Annotated in this window: 25 protein-coding genes and 1 other RNA gene; 15 read left to right on the forward strand and 11 right to left on the reverse strand. The window is 56.9% G+C overall.

Annotation, left to right across the window (positions count from 1 at the left end; translation table 11 throughout):
• Positions 1-48: 48 nt before the first annotated feature.
• Positions 49-145: signal recognition particle sRNA small type (gene ffs, locus OEU85_RS13735), an RNA gene on the reverse strand.
• 85 nt (positions 146-230) lie between these two features.
• Between ffs and nudC the strand changes: the two genes are divergently transcribed.
• Complete coding sequence (gene nudC / locus OEU85_RS13740) at positions 231-1,154, forward strand: NAD(+) diphosphatase (RefSeq protein ID WP_262692075.1); 924 nt, start codon at positions 231-233, stop codon at positions 1,152-1,154.
• Positions 1,155-1,375: 221 nt separating this feature from the next.
• Positions 1,376-1,855 (forward strand): PAS domain-containing protein, encoded by a 480-nt coding sequence (locus OEU85_RS13745; protein ID WP_262692076.1) that lies wholly within the window; start codon positions 1,376-1,378, stop codon positions 1,853-1,855.
• A 3-nt stretch (positions 1,856-1,858) separates the two neighbouring features.
• Here the strand turns inward: OEU85_RS13745 and OEU85_RS13750 are convergent, their stop codons facing one another.
• From OEU85_RS13750 to OEU85_RS13760, 3 genes are read right to left on the reverse strand one after another with little or no spacing between them, the layout of a single operon-like run.
• The gene (locus tag OEU85_RS13750) at positions 1,859-2,260 is read right to left on the reverse strand and encodes a cupin domain-containing protein (protein WP_262692077.1); all 402 of its coding nucleotides are present in this window, start codon (positions 2,258-2,260) and stop codon (positions 1,859-1,861) included.
• 1 nt (position 2,261) lies between these two features.
• Positions 2,262-2,570 (reverse strand): 4a-hydroxytetrahydrobiopterin dehydratase, encoded by a 309-nt coding sequence (locus OEU85_RS13755; RefSeq protein ID WP_262692078.1) that lies wholly within the window; start codon positions 2,568-2,570, stop codon positions 2,262-2,264.
• Positions 2,571-2,594: 24 nt separating this feature from the next.
• Positions 2,595-3,299: an NAD-dependent deacylase gene (locus OEU85_RS13760; RefSeq protein WP_262692079.1), complete on the reverse strand. Its 705-nt coding sequence runs from the start codon at positions 3,297-3,299 to the stop codon at positions 2,595-2,597.
• An 82-nt stretch (positions 3,300-3,381) separates the two neighbouring features.
• Here OEU85_RS13760 and OEU85_RS13765 point away from each other — a divergent pair, with 82 nt between their 5' ends.
• Both OEU85_RS13765 and OEU85_RS13770 read left to right on the forward strand, forming a co-directional pair.
• On the forward strand, positions 3,382-3,858 hold the full coding sequence (locus tag OEU85_RS13765) for a low molecular weight protein-tyrosine-phosphatase (RefSeq protein ID WP_262692080.1): 477 nt from the start codon (positions 3,382-3,384) through the stop codon (positions 3,856-3,858).
• 3 nt (positions 3,859-3,861) lie between these two features.
• Positions 3,862-4,737 (forward strand): fructosamine kinase family protein, encoded by an 876-nt coding sequence (locus OEU85_RS13770; RefSeq protein WP_262692081.1) that lies wholly within the window; start codon positions 3,862-3,864, stop codon positions 4,735-4,737.
• Here OEU85_RS13770 and OEU85_RS13775 read toward each other — a convergent pair.
• The 3 genes from OEU85_RS13775 to OEU85_RS13785 form a co-directional block, all read right to left on the reverse strand.
• Positions 4,734-6,296 carry an alkaline phosphatase D family protein gene (locus OEU85_RS13775; RefSeq protein ID WP_262692082.1) on the reverse strand — a complete coding sequence of 521 codons (1,563 nt, stop codon included), beginning with the start codon at positions 6,294-6,296 and terminating at the stop codon, positions 4,734-4,736. The two genes, OEU85_RS13770 and OEU85_RS13775, sit on opposite strands and share 4 nt — an antisense overlap.
• 91 nt (positions 6,297-6,387) lie before the next feature.
• Positions 6,388-7,008, reverse strand: coding sequence for an RNA 2',3'-cyclic phosphodiesterase (gene thpR / locus OEU85_RS13780; RefSeq protein WP_262692083.1), 621 nt, complete (start codon positions 7,006-7,008; stop codon positions 6,388-6,390).
• A gap of 393 nt (positions 7,009-7,401) precedes the next feature.
• Complete coding sequence (locus OEU85_RS13785) at positions 7,402-7,965, reverse strand: arylesterase (RefSeq protein ID WP_262692084.1); 564 nt, start codon at positions 7,963-7,965, stop codon at positions 7,402-7,404.
• Positions 7,966-8,163: 198 nt separating this feature from the next.
• On the opposite strand from OEU85_RS13785, the gene OEU85_RS13790 reads away from it, so the two are divergent.
• The 6 genes from OEU85_RS13790 to OEU85_RS13815 all read left to right on the forward strand — a co-directional run bounded on the left by OEU85_RS13790 (position 8,164) and on the right by OEU85_RS13815 (position 15,574).
• Positions 8,164-8,907 (forward strand): ABC transporter ATP-binding protein, encoded by a 744-nt coding sequence (locus OEU85_RS13790; RefSeq protein ID WP_262692085.1) that lies wholly within the window; start codon positions 8,164-8,166, stop codon positions 8,905-8,907.
• Positions 8,904-11,438 carry an ABC transporter permease gene (locus OEU85_RS13795; protein ID WP_262692086.1) on the forward strand — a complete coding sequence of 845 codons (2,535 nt, stop codon included), beginning with the start codon at positions 8,904-8,906 and terminating at the stop codon, positions 11,436-11,438. The genes OEU85_RS13790 and OEU85_RS13795 overlap by 4 nt, the downstream gene beginning before the upstream one ends.
• Before the next feature lie 93 nt (positions 11,439-11,531).
• A complete protein-coding gene (locus OEU85_RS13800) occupies positions 11,532-12,248 on the forward strand; it encodes a Bax inhibitor-1/YccA family protein (protein ID WP_262692087.1) in 717 nt (238 codons plus the stop codon).
• 147 nt (positions 12,249-12,395) lie between these two features.
• Positions 12,396-13,499, forward strand: coding sequence for an acyltransferase family protein (locus OEU85_RS13805; protein WP_262692088.1), 1,104 nt, complete (start codon positions 12,396-12,398; stop codon positions 13,497-13,499).
• Positions 13,500-13,607: 108 nt separating this feature from the next.
• Positions 13,608-14,612, forward strand: a complete 1,005-nt coding sequence (locus OEU85_RS13810; RefSeq protein WP_262692089.1) for a mechanosensitive ion channel family protein — start codon at positions 13,608-13,610, stop codon at positions 14,610-14,612.
• Positions 14,609-15,574 carry a zinc transporter ZntB gene (locus tag OEU85_RS13815; RefSeq protein ID WP_262692090.1) on the forward strand — a complete coding sequence of 322 codons (966 nt, stop codon included), beginning with the start codon at positions 14,609-14,611 and terminating at the stop codon, positions 15,572-15,574. Before OEU85_RS13810 ends, OEU85_RS13815 begins: the two co-directional genes overlap by 4 nt.
• Before the next feature lie 13 nt (positions 15,575-15,587).
• On the opposite strand, the gene OEU85_RS13820 is transcribed toward OEU85_RS13815, so the two are convergent.
• Together OEU85_RS13820 and bioB are read right to left on the reverse strand one after the other, a co-directional pair.
• Positions 15,588-16,847, reverse strand: coding sequence for an adenosylmethionine--8-amino-7-oxononanoate transaminase (locus tag OEU85_RS13820; RefSeq protein ID WP_262692091.1), 1,260 nt, complete (start codon positions 16,845-16,847; stop codon positions 15,588-15,590).
• Positions 16,848-16,849: 2 nt separating this feature from the next.
• A complete protein-coding gene (gene bioB, locus OEU85_RS13825; RefSeq protein ID WP_317277428.1) occupies positions 16,850-17,830 on the reverse strand; it encodes a biotin synthase BioB in 981 nt (326 codons plus the stop codon).
• 130 nt (positions 17,831-17,960) lie between these two features.
• On the opposite strand from bioB, the gene OEU85_RS13830 reads away from it, so the two are divergent.
• The 5 genes from OEU85_RS13830 to OEU85_RS13850 all read left to right on the forward strand — a co-directional run bounded on the left by OEU85_RS13830 (position 17,961) and on the right by OEU85_RS13850 (position 21,650).
• Positions 17,961-19,145, forward strand: a complete 1,185-nt coding sequence (locus OEU85_RS13830) for an aminotransferase class I/II-fold pyridoxal phosphate-dependent enzyme (RefSeq protein ID WP_262692092.1) — start codon at positions 17,961-17,963, stop codon at positions 19,143-19,145.
• Entirely contained in the window at positions 19,142-19,810 is a 669-nt protein-coding gene (gene bioD, locus OEU85_RS13835) for a dethiobiotin synthase (RefSeq protein WP_262692093.1), read from the forward strand. Before OEU85_RS13830 ends, bioD begins: the two co-directional genes overlap by 4 nt.
• Before the next feature lie 192 nt (positions 19,811-20,002).
• Complete coding sequence (locus OEU85_RS13840; protein WP_262692094.1) at positions 20,003-20,227, forward strand: hypothetical protein; 225 nt, start codon at positions 20,003-20,005, stop codon at positions 20,225-20,227.
• 254 nt (positions 20,228-20,481) lie between these two features.
• Positions 20,482-21,264 (forward strand): helix-turn-helix transcriptional regulator, encoded by a 783-nt coding sequence (locus OEU85_RS13845; RefSeq protein WP_262692095.1) that lies wholly within the window; start codon positions 20,482-20,484, stop codon positions 21,262-21,264.
• Positions 21,265-21,404: 140 nt separating this feature from the next.
• Entirely contained in the window at positions 21,405-21,650 is a 246-nt protein-coding gene (locus tag OEU85_RS13850) for a sulfurtransferase TusA family protein (RefSeq protein ID WP_262692096.1), read from the forward strand.
• Between the two features lie 6 nt (positions 21,651-21,656).
• On the opposite strand, the gene OEU85_RS13855 is transcribed toward OEU85_RS13850, so the two are convergent.
• Positions 21,657-22,418, reverse strand: coding sequence for a TIGR02186 family protein (locus OEU85_RS13855; RefSeq protein ID WP_262692097.1), 762 nt, complete (start codon positions 22,416-22,418; stop codon positions 21,657-21,659).
• Positions 22,415-23,356, reverse strand: coding sequence for a sulfite exporter TauE/SafE family protein (locus OEU85_RS13860; RefSeq protein ID WP_262692098.1), 942 nt, complete (start codon positions 23,354-23,356; stop codon positions 22,415-22,417). The genes OEU85_RS13855 and OEU85_RS13860 overlap by 4 nt, the downstream gene beginning before the upstream one ends.
• Positions 23,357-23,364 lie beyond the last annotated feature (8 nt).

Genomic DNA, 23,364 nt, shown 5'->3' on the forward strand with positions numbered 1-23,364 from the left:
TCACACAGCGGTTGTACGCGTGCGGCAAAAGGACTGACGATGTTGGTAGGGTGGGAGGGCCTGCACGACCCATGCACAACTCGTTACGGCTGCTTCCTTTCGGACCTGACCGGGTTGGCGAGCGGAATGTCCGCCGGCTCTCCCGGGGGTGTATATGGCGATTCTTGGCTGCACTTGCAAGGGGAATATGTCCGCCCTAGCTTATAGCGCATGGAATAAGGGAGCTCTTTGTGGCCTCAAGCAATATAACAACAGCATTTTCCGGCAATCCACTGGACCGGGCCGACCTCCTGCGCGGCAATAACACTATTCTCACTGAATGGGCCGACCGCGACGACGCCCGATTCGTTTTGTTCGCTGGCGACAAGGTCTTGACCGACGACTTTGGTGACATTCTATGGCTTACCGCCTCCAAATGCCGTTTCCTGCCGCTTGGTACAAGGATATTTCTTGGCCTTGATGGCGACGCACCCCGCTATGCCGCAAGCCTTGAGGGCACGGACGACGAGTTTGGCGGCATGTTTGCACCCGCCAAGTTTCGCGAGGGGCGCGCGGTAGCGCTCAAACTGGGGCATGCACACCCGACCCTCGGCATTGTTGCTCAAGCAAAGTCAATGCTATCGTGGCACAAAAGCCACCGGTTTTGTGCCAAATGCGGGGAAGAGACCGAACTGGTGAAAGCAGGGTATGAGCGGAAATGCCCGGCGTGTGAGGCCAGCCACTTCCCGCGCACCGACCCGGTGGTCATCATGCTGGCTTTCCCTGAAGGCTCAAATGACGAAAAGGCGCTTCTGGGACGCGGGCATCACCTGCCAACCGGCTTCTATTCGGCACTCGCCGGCTTTATGGAACCCGGCGAAACAATCGAGGAAGCCGTAGCCCGCGAACTGGAAGAGGAAGCGGGCCTCAGGACAACGCGTGTGGAATATAAGGCCAGCCAGCCGTGGCCATGGCCGTCAACCCTCATGATCGGCTGTTTCGCGTGGGTGGACGGGGAAGAGATTACCATCGACGAAACCGAAATTGATGATGCCCGCTGGGTTACAAAAGACGAGGCGCGCCGGGCGCTGAAGGACGAGATGCCGGACTTCTTCCTGCCGCCGTTCGTCGCGATTGCCCGAGACCTGATAGACGACTGGCTGAAAGACGCCTGATCCAGCCAATCCGATGTTTCGTAAAAGATTTTGCACCTGCAACAGTAGCTACTGCAGGTGCAACAAGGCATGTTCACAAATCCGTTAAGTCCGTCAAAAGACTATAAAATTTTCCTAAAAGACTCTGCTCGGGATACCGGTCGTGTTAAAGTAAAATCCTCGTTAAGATTTGTTCAGGGTCGTGGAGTAGATGCAAACGCCATACGGCAATGGAGGCGTCTATGAATATGTCCGAACCCCAGCAACGTATGCTGAGCCACTGGACCAAACTATCCATGCGCGGCGGTAACCTTCCCTCCCGCGCTGACATGCGGCTGCAAGATATCGGCCGGTACGCATCAAAAATAATCATCATCGATGTCAAGGATGATCCGCTGGACTATGAGTATCGCCTGATAGGGCAGGAAGTCGCGGAAGAGCTTGACCGGGACTATACCGGCAGCCGCTTCTCTGATGTGCCTGGCAAAGGGCCGGGAAGTAGTTTCTGGGAACATGTAACCCAGACCCGAGATGAAGCGAAGCCCAACTTCTGGACAGAATTATGTGGTATCGTCAAGGCCGGAGAAAAAGAAACCGGCATCCTTTATCTTCCACTGGCGTCCGACCACAAAACACCCGACAAGATCATGCTGGTCATGCATTTCGGCCGCCGTACCTTGAAGTCCCATGCGGCCACTGGCGATAAATACCTGCACATGTAGACTTTACTTGCCCTTCACTGTGTTGGGCACACCTTCGGCGCCTGCATAAAACACCACAATTTTAACCTCGTCGCTGCCGCGGTTATGCCCTTGGTGAGGTGTATGCTGTGCCTCGACAACCGTGTCGCCGACACCGATCACCTTCACCTCGCCTGTCTCATACTCCACCGTCAATTCACCAGACAGCACGTAGCCAAATGTTGGCACCGGGTGGCTGTGCCAGCCGTTGCTGTCGCCGGGCTGCATGGTAATCATGATGCCGGTGATCTCAGCCGCTTCTCCGCCCGGATAGGATATAGCGTTGCCAAGGATGTCCTTGTCCTCCTTCATCAGTTCTTCCACCCCGGCAGAGGCGGGGGATACAGCAAGCACAAGCGCAGCCGTCAGCACGCACATCGATCGCATTTTATGCCCCCTCGCCCACAAACAAATTCATCGCTGCGGCCATCTCAAGGTCAAGGCTGGTGACGCCATCTGCATCGTGAGTGGTCATCTTCACCTCCACCTTGTTGTAGACATTGAACCACTCAGGGTGATGGTCCATTTTTTCCGCCAACAGGGCAGCCCGATTCATGAAGCCCCAGGCTTCGGAGAAGTCCTCGAAGTGAAAGCTCTTGTTGATAGCCTTTGCATCCGCGTCATAGGTCCAACCGCCAAGGGCCGCCAGTGCTGCATCGCGCTCGTCCGCGGAAAGCTGTGTCGGTCGTGTGCTCATGATATTCGTCCCTTCTCAATTTTGCTATTCAGTCAACAATTCGTGCACGAGTTTTGGCACAAGCTCGCCCGCCCGTCCATGGCGGCATTCGGCAAAGTAACTGACACCCGCGCTGGGTTCCAGATTCACCTCTATTGTATGCGCGTATCCTGCGCTTCTCACTTCGGCTATAAAGCCTGCGGCCGGATAAACGTTGCCACTGGTGCCAACAGAGATAAACAAGTCACAGTCGCGCAGGCGCCGTGCGATCTCATCCATATAGAATGGCATCTCACCGAACCAGACGATATGCGGCCGCAGCGCTGGAACTTCGCCACATCCCGGGCATGCGGTCTGCTGAGTACAATCCTCCGCCCAGGTGTGAACCGCGTCACAACGCACACAGCGCACCTTCCCTAGCTCACCATGCATGTGCAGCACGTCACGGGCGCCGCCACGTTCGTGCAGGTTATCCACGTTCTGGGTGATGATCGTCACCTGCCCTGCGTGTTCGCCCTGAAGGCGTGCCAGGGCAGTGTGTGCGGGGTTGGGTTCTATTGTGGCAAGTTGCGCGCGGCGCAGATTGTAAAAACGCTGCACCAGTTCGGGGTCGCGCGTGAAGGCTTCTGGCGTGGCAACATCCTCAACTCGGTGCTCTTCCCACAGGCCGCCATTATCGCGGAATGTTCGCACACCGGAGTCCGCCGACACGCCAGCGCCCGTCAGCACCACAATGTTTTCATATCGCATAGCCCGCCCTTTTTATTCTCACCGCAATCAGGTACCACTTTAACAGCCAACACATAAATCATGAATATGGAGCGACGCGGTTATGATGGTGAAAGTGCTTTTTGTCTGTATGGGTAATATCTGTCGTTCCCCTATGGCGGAAGGTGCCTTCAGGCGGGCCGTGGAAGAAGCCGGGCTGGTAGAAAATTTCTGCATCGATAGCGCGGGTACCATTGGCTACCACGCGGGCGCCGCGCCCGATGACAGGGCAATCGCCACCGCCCAAAAGCGCGGGGTCGACATCACCGGCCAGCGCTCGCGCAAGGTGAAGGACGAGGATTTCGCAGAGTTTGACTATATCCTCGCCATGGACCATGACAACTACAGTGACTTGACGGAACGCTGCCCGGACGAGTTCAAAGACCGCATCAGCCTTTTTCTCAGCCATGCACCAGACATGCCACTTGATGAAATGCCGGACCCTTACTATGGTCACCGCGACCAGTTTGACACCTGCTATCTGGCGGCAATGGACGCATCTGACGGCTTGCTCGCAAAAATCAGGACGGAGCGGTTTTAGGCCATGGCCTCCCCGCTTGCCAGACAGCTTGAAAAAGCGCTCGGCTCTGCGGTGGTCGGGTCACGTCCCATGCGCGGCGGCGATATCGCGGATGTTTCCCTTCTGACGCTGAAAGATGGCCGTCGGGTTGTTGCCAAACGTCCGCGCGCCGACCAGCCAGACACAACAGCGGTGGAGGCCATGATGCTTCGGCACCTGAAAGGCAACTCCACCCTTCCTGTCCCTGAGGTATTGTTCCAGAGCGCGGCAATCCTCGTTATCAGCTACATCCCCCACGCCGGGGTAACTGACGGCGAAAAGGCGGCCAGGAGCGTGGCAGACCATGTTGCTGCCTTGCATGGTAATGCGTCCAGCAACAAGAAAATGCCATATGGCTTCGATGCCGACACCTATATCGGCCCCCTTGTGCAGCAAAACCGCGCCACCGAAGACTGGCTTACCTTCTTTACCGAACGCCGCCTGATGACAATGGCAGGCAGTTGCCTCCGCACCGACAAATTTGACGCTGCAATGTTTGCGCGTCTTGAAGCATTGACGTTGAAACTGGCAGACATCCTGCCCCCGGCACCCCCCGCCAGCCTGCTGCATGGTGATCTTTGGGCAGGCAATATGCTGATTGACGGTGACGCCGCAGCGGGTTTCATCGATCCCGCCGTATCATACGGACACAACGAGATGGACCTTGCCTTCATCGCACTCATGGGCGGGCTTGACCGCGGCTTTTTTGACGCGTACCACGCCCACCGTCCAATCGACCCCGGCTTTTTCGAAGAACGCATGGCAATCTATCAGTTATGGCCGCTGCTTGTACATGTGCGGTTGTTTGGTGGTGGCTATGTCGGACAGGTTGTCAGCGTTCTTGACCGATTTGGCGTCTAGGTCTCTTGCGGGCCGGGCACACCATCCTCAATCACGAATGTCTTCAGGGTTTCAGCCTTCAGCTCAGGGTCCATCACGTCTCCCACCGTGCGCAGGTCGGCGGTCCACCGCCTCCGGTTCACATCCACGAGCGTGTATCCCCGGTGGCGACCTTCATAAAGCTTGATATGCGGGTTTTCCGGGATTGAAGGCATATTGCGCTGCCAGTACCAGTTTCCACTTGTAATGGACGTCGCAACAAATTCCGACGCAATGGTTTTGGACTCGGGGTTGTCAAAATCCTGCTTTACATCGCAAACATAATTGGCATGTACATCACCGCCGATGATCACCGGGTTTGAAACCTGCCGATCCTCAAACATCTTCAGTACCCTGTCACGCGAGACGGTGTAGCCATCCCAGTATTCGCTGCCGATCAACTCTCCTTCGCCCGGCTTATAGTCGTGTTTGGAAAACAGCATGCCCTGCGCCATCACGTTCCATTTGGCACCAGCACGCCCCATGCCACCCAACAACCATTTTTCCTGCTCCTCACCAAGAATGGTGCGCGCAGGGTCAAAGCGGTCGGCACATTTGCCGTCAATCAGTTGCCAGCCACCTTCCTCCGGTGTCTGGCAAGGTTGATCAGTGCGGTACTGGCGAGTATCCAGCATGTTGATCTCAAGAAGGTTGCCAATACTGGTGCGGCCAAAGATCGTGGCGTCTGCTCCAATCGGCGCTGCAGCACGCCTCAGCGGCAAATGCTCGTAATAGGCCTTGTATGCCGCCGCACGGCGCTTGAGAAACTCTTTGCTGTCTTCGAAAAACTGCCCCTGATCAGCAGCATAGTCATTCGCGACCTCATGATCATCCCATGTGAACAGCCAACTGGTATGCGCGTGGGCGGCCTGCAGGTCACTGTCCAGCTTGTAGGCGGCGTGCATGGCACGGTAACTATCCAGGTCATTTGCCTCCGCCACGGGGGTGCGGCGCAGCGGCGCGCTGTAGGAGCGTTCGTAAATATAGTCCCCCAGATGCACAATCAACTCGGCATCCTGTGCGACCATATCGCGGTAGGCCTTGAAATAACCTTCGGTGTAATTCTGGCAGGAACAGAATGCAAAACGGAACCGGTCCACCGGCGTCATGAAGGCAGGCAGCGTGCGGGCGCGACCAGTGGGGCTGACTTCGTCACCCGCGCGGAAGCGGTAATAATATGGCCGCCCCGGTGCCAGGCCCCCAACATCCACATGCACAGCGTGGGCGTTCTCAGGATAAGCAACAGCCGAGCCTTTTTTCACGATTTTTTTGAAGCCTTCGTCTTCCGCCACCTGATACGCAACGGGAATTGGCTCATGGCCAATAGCGCCAACGTCCAGCGGGTCTGGTGCAAGACGTGTCCAGATCACAAAACCGGTCGCCAGCGGGTCACCAGACGCAACCCCCAATGTGAAGGGGTACGAGATGAACCGGGGTTTGCCAGTAACCCACGCAGGGGTAGCGACCAGGGGCGCGGAAAAGGCGGCCAGCCCCATCAGGCTGGCGCTGCGCATAAACTGGCGTCGTGTAAAACCGCTCATTGGCTCCCCCATCTGGCAGGTGGCGACTAGTTTACGCCATTAAACCACCAGATAAAGAACTTATGTCACAAAGTGATGACACGTCGCCCGCTTAAAATGCGGGTTCCAATACCCAGCCGAACTCACGCCCCATGTTATATGCGCGGTCGATATCGTCGGCTTCCGGTTCTGCCTCAAGGGCGCGGCCAAAGCGGCTTTCAACGGTGTAGTAGGACCCTTCATTGGTGCGTTGGCTGGAAAACAGCGTGAAATGCTGCACGGTCTCTGCCGGCGTATAGAGGTTCTCGCTATGGAGCAACCAATCCCCGATACGCGCCTGTGCACCACGCCTGAACCGCGCGAGGGTGACGTGCGGTTTGTATTTGCGCCGCTCAACTTCAACATCGACACGCGCGAGCGCGTTGACGATTTTCTCGTGCAGATGCACCAGCGGCGCCTTGTCTTCAACACCCGCCCAAAGGCATTTCGGCTGCTTGGGTTTACCAAATAGCCCGACGCCCTTCAGGGCAAAGTCAAACGGGCTCACGGATATGCGTGAGAGTTCTCCTTCAATTTCATGCAGGGCCTTCTTTGGCACATCGCCAATGAAAGCAAGGGTGAGATGGAGCTGGTCATCCCGTTGCCAGTGCGCGCCTTCGACGCCACCGCGAACCTCTGAGAGCGCGTCTCTGATAGTCTCCGGAATTTCCAGGCCGACGAACAAACGTACCATGGTCGACCTCCCTTCGATCAATATCGTGGGGCCGAGGTGCCCCGACCCACTAACTGTAGCGCATATTTTGCCGAAAGGGAATCATGTATGTCCCGTGAAATATTTATGACGCGCGTCCGTAACGCAAGAAACCGATTGCGACACCTGCGCACATAAGCGCGACATGCACGTGCGGTTATGGTCGGCCATCGTTCGAAGAGAAGGCAAGGAACAGCTATTTTCTACCAGCTGCGGGCACATGCGCTATTACCGTCTCATTTCACTGCATCTCAGGCCAGCGGCGGGTGATACGCCCCATGCTCACCGCAGACGGCTTGAGCAACATGATAAAAATGTACTGTATGGCTGCTGTTCGGACTTATGGCTCTGTTTGGCGCCCAGGGCGTGCCACCATCATTCGGCTAACAGCTTTTTCACCACCGGGCCGATTTTATCCACGACGATTTTGACGCCCTCCGCGTTGGGATGCATACCATCTGACTGGTTCAGCGATGCGTCCGCCGCAACACCATCGAGGAAGAACGGGTAAAGTGGCATATCGTATTTTTCCGCCGCTTCCTTGTAAATCGGGTTGAAGACCCGCGCGTATTCGCCGCCAAGGTTCGGCGGCGCCATCATGCCAGCGATCAGTACCGTAACCTCGCGCTCGGCAAGTTCCTTGACCATGGCGTCAATATTTTCAGCGGTAATGGTCGGGTCAATACCCCGCAAGCCATCGTTGGCGCCTAGCTCCAGAATCACGAGGTCGGGCTTACCGTCCTTGACCGGGGCAAGGCCCCAGTCCAACCGCGCACGCCCGCCTGACGACGTGTCGCCCGACACCCCGGCATTAATAACCCGCACACCGCGGGTCATATTGTCATCCAGCCAAGCCTGAAGCTGGTCGGTAAAGCCTTCACCCGGCGCAAGCCCGTAACCCGCGGTCAGACTATCGCCAAAGGCAACGATTTCCAGCATATCCCCCTCATCGGCATGCGCGATGGTACCCTTCGCAGCAAAAATTGCGCAAAGAGCAAAAAGTACGCTAAAAAACTTATTTAGGGGGCGGTGATTGACCTTCATAGGTCCAGCTCCTAGCTATAAACGTAATAAAACCACAAAATGTGGACAAAAATACCTGATAAAAATATCTGGCAGCGAAGGAAACAAATTTCAATGGTAGAGGCAAAAGCCATCATCCAGCTTGAGGATGTATCCCTGACACTTGAGAGTGGTGCGGGGCCCGTCAACATCCTTAAACACATCAGTTTTGACATTATGGCCGGTGAAAGTGTCGGCATTGTGGGGCCGTCCGGCAGTGGTAAATCATCGCTTATGAGCCTGATGACCGGCCTTGAGCAAGCCACGGGCGGCAGCGTTACCGTTGACGGCCTTGTCCTCGACGGTGCGGACGAAGACACCCTTGCGCGCCACAGGCTGAGCCGCGTGGGCATCGTGATGCAGGCCTTCCACCTGATCCCGACCATGACCGCGCTTGAAAACGTCGCGGTCCCGCTTGAGCTGGCTGGTGTGAATGACGCGTTCGATCGCGCATCGCATGAGCTTGAATCAGTCGGCCTTGCACACCGCATGGAGCATTATCCCGCACAGCTTTCAGGGGGTGAGCAGCAGCGGGTGGCACTTGCCCGCGCGCTGGCGCCCGAGCCTGCGATCCTGTTCGGAGATGAGCCCACCGGCAACCTGGACGGTAAAACCGGCCGCGCGATTATTGACCTGATCTTCGACATGTCGGAACAGCGTGGTTCCACCCTTGTGCTGGTGACCCACGACCCGGCGCTCGCGGACCGCTGTGACCGCGTTATCTCCATGGCGGATGGTCACATTGTGGATGACACCGGCAACACCAGATCGGTCCAGATCAAGGACGAAGCCCCGAGCAAAGTGAAGGGCGGCAAATGATTACCCGCAGCCCCGCCATGCCGGTGGCGCTGAAACTGGCCCTGAGGGAGCTGCGTGGCGGCCTCTCGGGATTTCGTATTTTCATGGCCTGCCTCATCCTTGGCGTGACCGCAATTGCGGCTGTTGGCTCGCTCACCCGCGCCATCACCGAAGGCATGGAACGCGAAGGACAGTCCATCCTTGGTGGCGATATGGAGATCAATATTTTCCAGCGCGAAGCCGGCGTTGAGCTGCTTGATTGGGTCAAGGACAAAGGCACGCTTTCGGTGTCATCACGCTTGCGCACCATGGCGCACTTCAAGGACGGCGGCACCTCAACCCTAGTGGAACTGCGCGCCGTGGATGGCCTTTATCCGTTGTACGGTAATTTCCAGACGACGCCGCAGCTGGACAACAACGCCCTGTTTGAACAGCGCGCTGGCCGCTGGGGTGCGGCCATCGACCGGCTTCTTGCCGACAGGCTGGGCGTGGAGCTGGGTGATACCCTGACCTTTGGTGGTGTGGAGGCAGACATCCGCGCCTTTATCAAAACCGAACCCGACAAGGCCAACCTTGGCTTCCAGCTTGGCCCATCGGTAATGATCCGCCACAAGGCGCTGGCCGATACCGGCCTCGTGACCACCGGCAGCCTGATCAACCACTATTACAAGATCAAACTGAATTCCGGCTTTGATATCGCCGCCATGCGCGAGGACCTTAAGGCCTCTTTCCCTGATGAAACCTGGCGCGTCCGCGACCGGTCCACCAGTGCGCCCGGTCTTCGGCGTTTCATTGACCAGATGGGCATGTTCCTGACACTCGTTGGTATCTCCGCACTGGTTGTTGGTGGCGTGGGCGTTGGTAACGCGGTGAAGGGTTATATGGACCGCAAGACGCGTACCATTGCCACGTTCAAGATCTTGGGCGCAGACGGCAACGTAATCTTCAAAACCTATTTCTTTCAAGTGGTTATCATGGGGCTTGTCGCCATTGTCATTGGCATGGTGGTGGGGGCTTTGCTGCCCGGTGTGCTGGCCATGTTCCTGCCTGATACCCTGCCGGTCAAACCCGATGGCGGTGTCTACCCTCTCGCCCTCGGGCTGGCAGCCCTTTATGGCCTGATGATCACTATCGCCTTTACCGTGTGGCCACTTGGCAAGGCGCGTGACCTGCCTGCCGTACGCCTTTTCCGCGCGCTGGTCGCCCCTGAAAACCGCTGGCCACGGTTCATCTATACCGCCACAATATTTGGCGCGGCGCTTGTTGTTGTGCTGCTGGCTGTCGGCATGTCGGACAACCGCTTTCTGGCGGCTGGCTTCATGGTGGGCGCGGGCATCACGCTTGGCATCCTGCGCGGAATCAGCTGGCTGATTGAACGCGGGGCTGCCAAGGTACCGCGGTCAAAAAATGCCATGCGCCGAATGGCGATTGCCAACCTGCACCGGCCCGGCGCCGCCACCGGTGCCGTTGTGCTGTCGCTTGGCCTGGGGTTGACCCTATTTGCCAGCCTGGCGCTGATTGAAGGCAACCTGGAGGCGCGGCTGTCGGAACAGGTACCGGACGAAGCACCCGCTTTCTTTTTCCTCGATATCCAACGTGCACAACTGCCGGATTTTGAGGCGACGATCGCTGATATTGATGGGGTGGAAGACCTTGTAACCGTACCAAACCTGCGCGGCCGGGTTATCAGGCTCAATAATGTAAAAGCCGATGAAGTGGAGGTCGACCCGGAGGTACGATGGGTACTGCGCGGTGACCGTGGCCTGACCTATATGGCAGAGCTTGGCAAAGGCAGTACCATTGTTGATGGCGATTGGTGGCCTGCTGACTATTCCGGCCGACCCGAGGTCAGCATGGGCAAAGAAGTAGCCGATGGCCTTGGCCTCAAAATCGGCGACACCATCACCGTTTCCGTACTGGGACGGGAGATTACCGCCACCATCCGCAGCTTGCGGCAAATTGATTGGGGCACCTTTGGCTTTAATTTTGTCATTCTGTTTGATCCCAACACACTGAAAGACGCGCCGCACACCTATATGGCAACCCTGAAGGCAGGCAGCGAGACAGAAACCGCAGCCCACCGGGCAATTACCAGCAAGTTTCCAAGCGTGACGGCGGTACGCATGAAAGAGGTGCTGTCGTCGGTGAACACGATGATGGAGCAGATCGGCGTTGCCGTGCGTGCCACGGCGGCTGTCGCCATTATTGCCGGCATCCTTGTGCTTGCGGGGGCTATCGCCGCCGGGTTCCGGCAGCGGGTTTACGAATCGGTCATCCTCAAGGTTGTCGGCGCGGTACGGCGGCAAATTCTGAGCGCCTATCTGCTGGAATATGCGCTGATTGGCCTGATCACGGCGATCATTGCCCTTGCGCTCGGCACGCTCGCAGGATGGCTGGTCGTCGAGTTTGTCATGGAGATGGAATTCAGTTTCCTGCCATGGCCGATGATCTTCACCGTCAGCGCAAGCCTGCTGATCACCGTGGTCTTTGGCCTCGGTTCCAGCTTCCGGGCGCTGTCTGCAAAACCGAACCAGGTACTGCGCATGGAATAAAATCGGTGTGAACGATGTCCGATTGCAGTTGAAAGCGTTGGGCATCATCGCCATATTGGGTACCAACTAACAACCAGCTCATGAGGAGCAGAAATGGTACAACGCTTTAATACGCAATATGGCGCACAGTCGCGTGCGCAAACTGCGGAATTTGATGAAGGCCTGCGCGCCTACATGCTAAAGGTCTATAACTACATGGCCTCCGGCGTGTTGTTGACGGGTATTGTTGCCCTGTTGACCGCCAGCAGCCCTGACATGATGAACGCGATCTTCGGTAGCGGCCTGCGCTGGATTGTCGCCCTTGCACCACTGGCCTTTATTATGGTCATGAGCTTCGGCGTTAACAAACTGTCCGCCGGTGCGTTGCAGATGATCTTTTGGGCATTCGCGGCGACAATGGGCTTGTCGATGGCATCAATCTTTGTCATCTACACCGGCCCCAGCATCGCACGAACCTTTTTCATTACCGCGGCGGCTTTTGGTGCGCTGAGCCTGTACGGCTACACCACCAAGAAGAGCCTTTCCGGCATGGGCACCTTCCTGTTCATGGGCCTGATCGGCATCATTATCGCAAGCGTGGTGAATATATTCCTGGCGTCTGACATGATGCAGTTCATCATTTCGGTTGCCGGTGTGTTGATCTTTGCAGGCCTTACCGCCTACGACACACAGCGCATCAAGGAAAGCTATTACATGATGGCGACAGGGCAAGCTGTTGCCAAAGGCGCAATCATGGGTGCTGTACGCCTGTATCTGGATTTCGTGAACCTGTTCATGTTCCTGCTGCAGTTCCTTGGCAATCGCGAATAGATAACGAGCCCTGTAAAACAATCAGAAAGCCCGGCCCTGTGGTCGGGCTTTTTTATTTGTGCCCGGTCCGGCCCCGATGAAAATGTTGCAAATCCACCCCATAAGGCTATTTTTTCTAACGTTGTCATTCAGGGGGAGAATAAACAAATGGGGAAACAGCGGCTTTTGTCACTGGATGTCTTTCGCGGGCTTGCCGTGATCGGCATGATTTTCGTGAACAGCGTTGCCGTGTTTCACTATGGCACAACCATACCTGCATACGGCATTTTCCTTCATGCCCCATGGGCGGGCCTGACCGTTGCCGATCTGGTTTTCCCTTTCTTTATTTTCATGGTTGGCGTGTCGCTGCCGTTCGCGCTTGGTCATGTCAAAAGTGACGATGGCGGGTCGACCCGCAGCCTCGTTGCCAAACTGTTCAAGCGCGCTGCCCTGTTGTTCCTCATCGGCCTCGCGCTCACACTTTCGTTCGCGGACTGGAGCGAACCAATCCGGCTTCTTGGCGTACTGCAACGTATCGGCCTGACCTTCCTCGGTGCCGCGATCTTCTTCATCGGCTATGGCTGGCGTGCACAAATCGCCGTCATTCTTGTCATCCTTGTCGGCTATCATTTCCTGCAAATGATCCCAATCCCCGATGCCCCCGTTGACCTTCTTGCCCCCGGGCAGAACTATTCCAGCTGGTTTGATCGTTTCATCCTTGGTAGCCATGTCTATGCCCGCAATGCTGAAATACCTTTTGAACCCGAGGGCCTTTTGGGCACCTTGCCCAGCATCGCGCAGGCGCTGATGGGCGCCCTTACCGGCAGCCTCATTCGCGCAAAAGGCTGCACTGGTCGCACACTGTGCCAAATGTGTGCGGTGGGCCTGTTCCTCACCCTACTCGGTTTTGGCCTTGCCCCCTTCCACCCCATCGTCAAGGCCACATGGTCGTCCACCTTTGTGCTGGCGACAAGCGGCCTGGCGCTACTCGTGTTCACCGCGCTTATCTGGTGCCTTGACGTCAAAGGCTGGCGCGGACCGCTGACGAGCTTTGCACAGGCCTTCGGCATCAACGCCATAACGGCTTATGTCGTCCACACTTATCTGATGGGGCCGCTGCTGCTGAACGGCATCACTGAAAGCCTGCAGGACAGCCTGGCAGCCACCCTGCCTGCGGAGTTTGCGATGCTGGTGCCGGTGATGATCGTTGTACTGGCTTCCTGGTTGCCAGTGGCGATCATGAAGCGCAAGGGTATCATACTGAAAGTATAACTGGTGCCGCACCCGCTAAAAAAGCAATGACTTAGCCTTTCATTTCCGCAACAATATGCGGTAACAGGGTGTTCAGGCTTCATCAGGTGCGGGAGACAGTTACCAGCCATGTCAGTCACGTCCGAGTTTTTTCATCCGCGGTCGATTCTGGCGAAGGTGCTCATTGGCTCCTTCCTCATATTTCTGACATGGGCGGGATATGAGGGGCATCTGCTCCCCATCCGTAACTTCCTGAGCGATGAACGCCTGACGCTTGAATTTCTGGAATATACTATATCGCCGTATACAGTACTCAAGGGCTTGCTGATTGTTACCGGCTTTTTCTGGATCTCGTCACTGGTCTCAGCCCAGATTGAGAAACGCATCGCGGGCTTCAGCCGCATGCGGGTCAGCAATCGGGAGCTGCTTGCAAAAGCCGCAACGCTGATTATCTATTTCATCTTCTTTGTCGCTGCCCTTGATATGATCGGCATCGACCTGAAGGCCCTGACTGTGCTGGGCGGCGCCGTGGGTATCGGTATTGGTTTTGGCCTTCAGAAAATTACTTCCAACTTCATCAGCGGTATCATCCTGCTTGCTGAAAAATCGGTCGAGGTAGACGACCTGATCGAGCTATCGGACGGCACCCAGGGTTTTGTGCGCCACACCGGCGCGCGCTACAGCCTTGTTGAGACCTTTGACGGCAAGGAAGTGATGGTACCAAATGAGGATTTCATCACCGCCCGCGTGATCAACTGGACGCTCACCAACAAACACGGGCGTGTGGAAATCACCATCGGTGTTGCCTACGGTTCCAACCTTGATCTGGTGCGCGACCTGCTGCTGCAGGCGGCCAGGGAACACGAACGCTGTATCGAATTTCCCGAGCCAGTTTGTTACCTGGACGGGTTCGGTGACAGTTCCATCGATTTCACGCTGCACTTCTGGGTCAGCGACGTAACCGAAGGTCGCCGTGGCCCCAAAAGCGATGTGCAGTTTGCCATCTGGCGCAAGTTCGCTGAAAACCACATTGAAATTCCGTTCCCGCAACGGGATCTGCACCTGAAGTCTATACCCGAAAACCTTCAGCTGAAACCGGCGGATGATTGCAGCGGTAAGGGAGATAAGGCGTGAGTGACAAGGCGCTGATTCATGCGGTTTATCTTCGGGACGGTGTTGACACCGGCAGGCATGCCGTCGTGGAGGAAGGCCGGATCGACGAACCCATCTGGCTGCACTTTAATGTTTCCCAGCCCAACGCCCGGGCGGAACTGAAAAAAGCTGCACCCTATATCGACGACGCCATGGTCGACGCGCTGTGCGCGGAAGACACGCGCCCCCGGGTAGAAGAATTTGAAAAAGAGTATCTCGTCATCCTGCGCGGCATCAACCTGAACCCGGAAGAAGACCCGGAGGACATGGTGTCGCTGCGCATATGGAGTGACGGGTCACACGTTGTCAGCGCTCAGCGAAGGTCCGTGTTTGCGGCGCGCAAACTGGCAGCAAAACTGCAGGCTGCGGATCAACCTGCCTCCTCGTCGGAGGTCATCGTCGGCTTGACGGTGAATATTATTGAAAATATGGCAGTCCCCATCTCCGAACTGATGGAGGAGATTGACGAACTTGAGCTGGAGATGATCGACGGCGGCAAGCCCGAACACCGCACCAAACTGGCGAACCTCAGGCATAAAGTTCTGCTGCTGCGGCGCTATTTCAATCCACTGCGTGCAGCCGTCGGCCTCTTGAAAGACCTGGCAACCACTTGGTTGGGTGAAAAATATACCCGTCGGCTGAGGAACGCGCATGACGACCTGACCCGCCATCTGGAAGACCTTGACGCGGCCCGCGACCGCCTTCAGTTCCAGCAGGAAGAGCTGGTCACCATCATGTCGGACCGACTGAACCGGAACATGTACACCCTGTCCATCGTCGCCGCGATTTTCCTGCCGCTTGGTTTCATCACCGGGCTATTTGGAATCAATGTTGGTGGTATGCCTGGGGTCGATGACGGCACGGCTTTCTGGGTGGTTACCGGCGGGTGTGGCGCCATTGCGGTTGTCCTTGCCTTCTTTTTCCGCCGAAGCGGCTGGTTCTGACCAAGGCCCCGTCTCAGGCGCCCAGCACGTCGCGAATTGCCCCTGTCAGTACGCTCAGGTCGTCTTTGTCAATCACCAGTGGTGGCGTCAGGTAAACAATGTCGCGGAAGGGGCGTATCCAGACGCCGCGCTCGACAAATTTGGGCTTGAGCGCTTCAAGCTCGCGCGCGTCATCGAGCTGCACCACGCCAATCGCGCCTTTCACCCGCACGCTTTTCACATTGCCCGCGAACCCGCACGGTGCCAGCTCGGCCATCAACTGACCTTCGATGGCATGAACCTTGGCGGCATAGTCGTCTTGCTCAAACAGATCAAGCGACGCATTGGCGGCAGCGCACCCGAGCGCATGAGCCATATAGGTCGGGCCGTGCATCAGTGCCTTTGACGGGTCGTCATCATAGAAGGCCTCAAAAATTTCCGCGCGGGCCACGCAGGCCGACAATGGCGACACGCCGCCCGACAAAGCCTTCGACAGCGTCACCATATCCGGCACGATACCAGCCTGATCAGTGGCAAACCGTGTGCCTGTGCGATAAAAGCCGGTAAAAATCTCGTCGACAATCAACAGCACGTCGGCTGCATCACAGGCTTCACGCAGCCACCGCAAAGTCTCAGCCTGGTGGAACACCATGCCGCCCGCGCCCTGCACCAGCGGTTCGGTAATCACGGCCGCAACATCTGCGGCGTTCTTTTTCAGGAAAGCCGCAAATTTTTCCGCGTCCTGTCGCGTGCGCGGCAGATCAGTCAGCAAGTTTTTCGCCAGCACGTCGCCAAACAGGCCGTGCATGCCCTCTTCCGGGTCACACACTGCCATGGTGCCAAGGGTGTCACCGTGATAGGTGCCACGGAAGTGCACAAACTTGCTGCGCTTTTCACCCCGGTTGAAGAAGTATTGCAGCGCCATTTTCATCGCCACTTCAACGGAGACCGAGCCGGATTCGGCAATGAATACGCGGTTCAGGTCGCCGGGCAACATGTCCGCAAGGCGTTTTGACAACCTGAGCGCCGGCTCGTTGACCATACCACCAAACATCACATGCGGCATGACCTCAAGCTGGGCTTTCATCGCCTGCATAATGTGGGGGTGGTTATAACCGTGCGCCGCCGCCCACCATGATGAGATGCCGTCAATAAGCTCACGGCCATCAGAAAGCGTGATGCGCACGCCGTCCGTAGCCTTCACCGGCAGGGGCGGCGTGGCGGTTTTCATCTGGGTATAGGGCAGCCAGATATGGCTGACACCCTCAGTGTACCAGTGCGGATGCTCACCCATGGTTAAGCCGGGCTCAGGCCCAGCTTGTTAAAGAGCGCCATATCCTGGTTATTCTCTGGGTTCGGTGTCGTGAGAAGCTGTTCACCATAGAAAATACTGCTGGCACCGGCGAGGAAACACAGCGCCTGCGTCTCTTCGCTCATTTCCTGGCGCCCGGCGGACAAGCGAACCTCGGCTTTCGGCATCATGATACGCGCAACCGCAATGGTGCGCACAAATTCAAACGGGTCCAGCTTCTCCACATGCTCAAGCGGTGTGCCTGGCACAGCCACCAGCATGTTGATCGGCACACTGTCCGGGTGCTCCTCAAGGTTGGCCAGCGTCATCAGCATGCCCGCGCGGTCCTCGGGCTTTTCGCCCATGCCGACGATCCCGCCGGAGCAGACATTAATGCCTGCGTCTCGCACGCGCTTGAGGGTATCGATACGCTCCTGATAGCTGCGGGTGGTGATGATCTTTTTGTAGTATTCCTCTGACGTATCCACATTGTGGTTATAATAGTCGAGGCCCGCGTCCTTGAGCTGTTTTGTCTGGCAATCATCCAGCATGCCAAGGGTCATGCAGGTCTCAAGCCCCATCGCTTTCACACCTTCGACCATGGCGAGGATACTGTCCATGTCACGGTCCTTGGGGCTCGTCCATGCGGCGCCCATGCAATAGCGCGACGCGCCGCCTGCCTTGGCTTTTTTTGCCGATGCCAGCACCCGTTCAACTTCCATCAACTTGGTTGCCGTCAGGCCCGTTGTTTTGGCATGCTTGGCGGACTGGGAGCAATAGCCACAATCTTCGGCGCAGCCGCCGGTCTTGATCGAGATCAGCTGGCTAAGCTGTACTTTGTTCGGGTCATGATAGAGCCGGTGAACGCGCTGTGCCTCATATACAAGGTCCATGAAAGGCATGGCAAAAAGCGCCATAATTTCATCACGGGTCCAGTCGTGGCGGATGGGGGCCTCTGGAAACGAGACATTTGCAGGTGCGTTCATGAAAAACTCCTCGACCTTAGATGCCGGGAAAATCGCGGCTGGGAGGGGGCAAGTCAAGTAAAATTACCTAAGCGTGACCTTGTGTATGCTTGCTTGACGAGGCGCGCTCCAGCGCCTAAAGCCAACATCCATGAAAAGATTTGAGCAAGCCCCGTCAAGCCTAGACGCGTTCGCGACCACCAAGCTCGACGCATTGGAGGCAAAGAACCAGCGCCGCTGCCTTGTCACCAGCGCGCGCGCAGGCGCCATGAGCATGCATGTGGATGGCGGACCCGAGCTGATCAGCTTCACCGACAATGATTACCTTGGCCTTTCCACCCACCCCGATGTGGTGGAAGCGGCTGCCGCAGCCGCCCACCGTTTTGGCGCCGGTGCCGGCGCAAGCCGCTTGGTGACAGGAAACCACCCGCTTTATACGGAGCTTGAGAAACGCCTCGCGCGGATCAAGGGTACTGAAGACGCCTGCGTCTTTGGATCTGGCTATCTGGCAAACGTGGGTATCATCCCTACCCTTGTCGGCAAGAACGATCTGATCATCGCCGATGAACTGGTACATACCTGCATCCATGCGGGCATGCAGCTTTCCCGTGCCACCGTCCGTTTCTTCCCGCACAGTGAAGTCACACATGTGCACGATATCCTGAAGGCAGAACGGGCCAAGCATAGCCGTGTGATCATTGTGGTAGACGGCGTTTATTCGATGGACGGCGACATCGCGCCACTCAAGGAACTAGGCCTGCTCGCGGCTGACTATGACGCATGGCTGATGAATGACGATGCCCATGCGCTTGGCACCATTGGTGGTGGGCGCGGCAGCGCGCATGCTTGCGGCGCTGAAGGCCTTGTGCCCCTGCAAATGGGCACGCTTTCCAAAGCCGTTGGCTCCTATGGCGGGTATCTCGCGGCCAGCAAGCCGGTGACAGACCTGATGCGCACCCGCGCGCGGCCCTTTATCTATACGACGGGCCTGCCGCCTGCTGCCGTGGGTGCTGCCGTCAAGGCGCTGGACCTTATCGAACATGACCGCGCACTTGTCACCCGCCCCACAATGCTTGCGCAGCGTTTTGCACACGCCATGGGCCTGCCAAAACCTGATACGCCGATCGTACCGCTTGTCATTGGTACAGAAGCTGACGCGCTCAACGCCTCTGCCAACCTTGCTGACGTCGGCTTCAAGGTTATCGCCTTCCGGCCACCGACCGTGCCCGAAGGCACATCGCGTCTGCGTTTCAGTTTCTCCGCCAGCCACCGTGATCACGACGTTGAGCGCCTGATCGCCGCGTGCAAAAAACTGGGGCTGGGGGGGATATCGTGAGCGGGCTTTTCATCACCTCGAGCGGCACCGAAATCGGCAAGACCCTGGTCACCGCCACACTGTGTCATCAGTTGCGCACGGCAGGCAGGCCTGTCGCGGCGCTTAAACCAATTATCAGCGGTGTGACGGATGACACGATGGAGGGTAGCGACACCGCGGTCATAGCAGACGGGCTTGGTCTGGAGATGACGCCTGAGGTCGTTGACCAGATGTCGCCCTTCCGGTACCGCGCGCCCCTTGCTCCAGCCATGGCCGCCGCACTTGAGGGGCGCACACTTGATATGGACGCGCTGATCAAAACCTGCAGGGCGGCGCTTGACCACAACCCCTTCACGGTAATCGAAGGAGTCGGTGGTTCCTTTGTTCCCTTGGCCGGAAAAACACTGGTTGCTGACTGGATCAAAGCGCTTGAGCTGCCATCCCTGATGGTGGTCGGCAGTTACCTTGGCACCATCTCCCACACTTTGGCGACGCTCGAAGCCATGCAGGGGCGCGGCCTTGTGGTGCGTGCGATTGTCATGAGTGAAAGCACGGGCGACAACCCGCCCCTGGATGCGACAGCTGATGAGCTACGGCGCCTCTCTGGACTGTCCGTTGCGGTCATGCCGCGCCTTGATGCGGTCCAACCGTGGCGGCATGCCCCCAACCTCCTGCCCCTGATCTGACCACCTGTTTCATCATGGTACGGCAAGCCTTACCGGGCGTGTTCAGACCCTGCCCGGCAGCTTTGTCCCGCCCGACGTGCCAACCGAAGGGCAACACGTGGCAATCCGTTGAAAAGCCTTGGCCCTTTAAACTGGCACGGCTGTTGCTCTTATGGGTAGCAAGTTTCACACGCTGCTCAGAGGATCCGTATCATGCAACAGTCACTGCCTTTTGACCCAACCTTCTATTTCGGCCTTGTCGCCGACAATCTGCTGCAAAACCTGGGTCCGAAAGCGCTGGTCTATGCTGATGAGGCTCTCTCAAAGATGAAGGCCATCGGCGACGAGGAAGGTTTCGACCTCTGGCTCGCCATCCATGAGCAACTGGCTGCCAAAGCCGCAGATTGTTTCAAGTCCGAGGGCAGCGTCGTCCACTAGTTTCTGTTTCGAGTTAAGGACGGGCCATCTCTCAGCACCCGGCACCCAACCGGCCTGTCCTTTCGACCGGGACATACCCAATCCCGGTCACCAGCCCGCCCCTTCACCCAAGGGGCGGGCTTTACTTTTGGGAAACTGTCCCACTTTTTTGGCTATTCTTGAATTTTTCATCTATCTTTCACTTGCTTGAAATCCGTGATCGTGCACTAATTTGCGCTAAAGTAAAAGAGCCGATCACCAGTTGGAGACTGTTTGTGGACAATGTGAGCACCCTCATTGGCCAGTTGGAAACAGCTATAACGAGCCATGATGTTTGGCAGCATTTTCTCGACTTCATCGAAGACCGGGGCTTCAAGTGCGCGACCTATGGCTATTCTTACGCCCCCATCAACACCCCGGTGGAAGAAGAAAACGGCAAGGACACCCATGTGCGGGTCTCGCTTGCCGGGCGTACCTGGATTACCAGTATGCCCAAAGAAGGCGTTGAGGAGTATCAGAGCCGCCACTATGAAAAAGTGGACCCGATGATCCATCAGATCGAGAAACGCTCCATGCAGCCTCTCTACATGGCGCGGGAACTTCTCGACCCCAAGGACCCGAACTTCAAGGGGTTCGACTTCATCCTGCAGCGCGCCGAACATTACGGCATTTTCTCCGCTGTCGGTTTTCCGCTCAGGCACGCCTTCGGTCGCGGGCACGGGGAGGTAACCCTGCATGCAGTACATCGCATCGACAAGCTACAGGAAATCATGAAGATGCATGGCGATGAGGTGCACCTGGCCTCCATCTACATGCACACCTTCTATCAGCCCCTTGAACGGATAGAACGTGCCGCACGCCTTGGCATCAAAGGCCGGCCGCATCAAGTACTCCAGCAGCTGAATGCGGGGCTGACAAACGGACAGATCGCCGTGCGACTGGGTGTGAGCGCGCCAACAGTTTCTTTCCATATCAAGGAACTTAAGGAAGCATTGGCTGTTACATCGACGCGAGAAATTTTGCCCAGCGCCATGCGGCTCGGCATTCTGGACGATTAGACCGCAACCACCCAGATATACCGCAGACGAAAACCCTGCCTGTTAACGCGCTATTGAGAAATCGCGATTAATCTGGAATGTATCGGCGCGCAAGTTTTTCGCGGCCGGATCTAGGACCGGTATACAGGGTATTGGGTATCATGGAACAATCTGAAGAGCGCTTCGCAGCAACGCTGGACGCAACGGGGCTTGCCTGTCCCATGCCTGTGCTTCGGGCACGGCGAAAACTGGATGAAATTAGCGAAGGCGACATGCTTCTGGTCATCGCCTCTGACCCGACGTCAGTACATGACATGCCAGCCTTTTGTTCCATGGCAGGTCACACGCTTATCATGGCGCGCGTCGAAGACGGCAAATATCTTTACGAGATCAGGAAGGGCCGGTAGCACCCGCTATTTTTTACCCAGAATGCCCGCGAGCCAGCCCGCGCCCAGCGCAACAATCACCGCGACAAGGCCATAAAAAAACGGCCATTCGTGCGCGAAGGTATAGGCCGCGCGTTCAAAACCTTCCTTGTCCACATGCATGTTGATACGGTGCCGGGCCTTCATGCTGCCTTTCTGGAAGACAAACGTTTCGACGATGAAATTGCCAATTGGCACATTGGCCGGCAGATGGATATCTGTGCGGAAAAGGCCTTCGTCAACCACGCTCACACTGTCAATTTCCTGCCGGTATAGGCCTTCGCTTGCCCGCAGGCGAAAGAGCGCATCGCGGAATGCAATCGGTGGAACGGTTAGGCCACGGCCGGTGCCGCTGTCCGCGACCAGCGGTAAATTCTTGAAGCCGATGCCGTAACTTGCGAACGCAACAGGCGTCGCGATTTCCTCAAGGGGTCGTGACGCCGCCACCGCGTAGTAACCTGGCGCGGCAGGAAACCGGATGGCATTTGTGTTGACCCAGATGCCGCCAACCCGCTCCTTGTGACGCACAATGGTTGGCGCTTCGGGACCCCGCACAACGATCACCACGTCATAGGCATCATTATATGTATTGATGCTTGTAGCCCCCACCGCACCAAAAAGAATAAGGTCTGCGCCATTGAAGCTATAGCGGATCTCAATACGCCGGTTAGAGAGGTCCGTGACCAGCGCGTTGGCAGCATTCGCGAAGCCGATCACCATTGATATCATAAGGAGGGCCTTGCGCATCATTTGATGCCCTCAAGCTGGGTTACTTCCGCGACCGAGTATCGCTCATATGGCTCCACCACCAGACCAAGGCCCATTTTCACACAAACCAGCAGCACCATCAGCGCCAGAAGGGCCCGCAACTGCTCTGCCTTCAGTTTCAGCCCGATACGCGCGCCAAGCTGTGCACCGATAACCGCACCAGGTAACAGCAGAAGCGCCAGGAAGATATCCACTGTTTGCGTGTTGACCGAATGAAATATCGTCGTCAGCGCCGTAACAAAAATAATCTGAAACAAGGACGTACCGACAACCACATTTGCCCGCATGCCCAGCAGATAGATCATCGCCGGAATCATCACAAAGCCGCCGCCCACTCCCATAATGGCGGACAAAAGGCCAACAAAGAAGCCGACGGCCAACGGCAGGAGCGCAGAAATATAGAGATGCGATTTACGAAAACGCATTTTAAACGGAAGGGCATGTATCCAGGCCTTGTGGCGTTCTTCGCGGGGCTTGCGGGGTGGTTCGACACCTCGGCGCTGACGCATAATCGCGCGCAGGCTTTCCCAAAGCATCAGCCCCCCGACTGAGCCCAGGAACAACACATAGGCAATAGAGATCATCAGATCAACTTGCCCCAGAAGCCGCAGATAAGTGAACACCTGCGCGCCGACAAAGGCACCAACCGCGCCGCCGATAATCAGCACGAAGCCCATCTTAACGTCAACGCCTTGTCGCCGCCAGTGCGCAAGTGCACCAGAAACGCTGGCGGCGGTGATCTGGTTGGACTGGGTAGCCACCGCAACGGTAGGCGGGACGCCAGCAAAGATCAGCAGCGGCGTCATCAGGAAGCCGCCCCCAACACCAAAAATACCGGAGAGAAAGCCGACAATCGCACCCATGCCAAGAACGACGAAGACATTCATCGAAAGTTCGGCGATGGGTAGGTAAAGCGGCATATGAAGAC

It is taken from the genome of Kordiimonas aestuarii, assembly GCF_025574465.1.
Lineage (GTDB): Bacteria > Pseudomonadota > Alphaproteobacteria > Sphingomonadales > Kordiimonadaceae > Kordiimonas > Kordiimonas aestuarii.